We start from the raw sequence: 1,459 nt of genomic DNA, 5'->3' as shown, positions 1-1,459 counted from the left end.
TGTTAGATACTGAAATAGGTTGACCGTTTTAAAGGTTAAAATAGTTACTTTTAAAACTTCAACAATGGCAACAAGAAACAAGTTTAATCAAACTGTAAGGGAGCGAATCATGCGCCATTTCAGCAAAGAGTTCAAGCAAAAAAAGGTTCGGGAAATAGAGCAAAAGAAGACCCGGATTTCGGATGTTTGCAGAGAATACGAGGTATCTGACACAACTGTTTACAGATGGCTTAGGCAATATGGTTCTCAATACCATAAAGGAGTCAGGACCATAGTGGAAAGCGAAAGCGACACCCGCCTGATTATGGAACTTAAACATAAAATTGCGGAGCTTGAACGTGTTATTGGGCAAAAGCAGGTAATGATAGATTTTAAGGACAAGATAATTGAGCTTGCTGAGCAAGAGTATAAGATTGACATTAAAAAAAAATTAGAAAAAAAGCCATTCTCTACTTCTGGAAGCATAGAGAACAACTCCCACAAAGCTTAAACCATTTTTATGAATCAATTGGAATTACAAAACAAGGGGTTCATAAACTGGCAGATAGTTATATCCGCATGAACGAAGAAACCGAATACCTAAGAATTGTGATGACTCAAATACGCAGAGAACACCCCACTATGAATGGCGTTGCTATGTATTACAAGATAAACCCTGTAACTATAGGGCGTGACAAATTTTTGCAATTATGCAAAGAATTAGGATTCCAGGTGGAAAGAAAGAAGCGGTTTCGGGGCACTACTGACAGCTCTGGGGTAGTTAGATTTCCTGATCTGCTCAAAGGTGCAAAACTATCAGGAATGAATCAGGCATTTAGTAGTGATATCACCTATTTTGAAATCAATAAATGCTTTTACTTTATCACTTTTATAGTTGATTGCTTCTCTAGAAGAATCTTGGGGCATTATGTTTCTTCAAGATTACTAACTGAGCATACTACGCTACCAGCACTAAAAATGGCTATAAAAACCAGAAAATACGACCTACCTACAGGTGTAATTATTCACTCTGATGGTGGTGGGCAATATTACGATAAACAGTTCCTGCTTCTTACAAAACGCTATAAATTTAGTAACAGTATGTGCGAATTTGCCTATGAAAACGGGAAAGCAGAACGCATAAACGGGGTAATAAAAAACAACTACCTGCACCACTGGAAGATCTCTAACTTAAAGGAGTTAATTCAATCGGTTGACCGTGCAGTAGAACTCTACAACTATGAAAAACCTCATAAAGCGTTACATTATTTAACGCCAGTGACGTTTGAAGAAAAATTATTAAATTTGCATCAGCAAACCAGGTCGATGATGAAAGAGTCATTCGACGCAAAAGATCAGGATTTTGGGGCATCGAGCCCCATAAATCCTGAGCAAACCAGGTCTCAGAATCAAGATGTAATCTCTGCAAAAAGAGTTATGGTGCAGGGTTAAAACGGTCAACCAAATTCAGGAATTGACA

The 1,459-nt window shown here is 37.8% G+C and carries 2 protein-coding genes; both read left to right on the top strand.

Features of this window, described 5'->3' with window-relative positions:
* The first annotated feature begins 109 nt into the window (after nt 1-109).
* Entirely contained in the window at nt 110-490 is a 381-nt protein-coding gene (locus EKD03_RS18190) for a transposase (protein WP_161569322.1), read from the top strand.
* Between the two features lie 68 nt (nt 491-558).
* Nucleotides 559-1,431, top strand: coding sequence for a DDE-type integrase/transposase/recombinase (locus EKD03_RS18185; protein WP_129633862.1), 873 nt, complete (start codon nt 559-561; stop codon nt 1,429-1,431).
* Nucleotides 1,432-1,459: the final 28 nt, after the last annotated feature.

Origin of the sequence: Candidatus Oscillochloris fontis (genome assembly GCF_004138135.1) — a bacterium.
In the GTDB taxonomy this organism is placed as follows: domain Bacteria; phylum Chloroflexota; class Chloroflexia; order Chloroflexales; family Chloroflexaceae; genus Oscillochloris; species Oscillochloris fontis.
The sequence above is the reverse complement of the archived record's forward strand: the minus strand, read 5'-3'. Positions and strand labels throughout refer to the sequence as shown.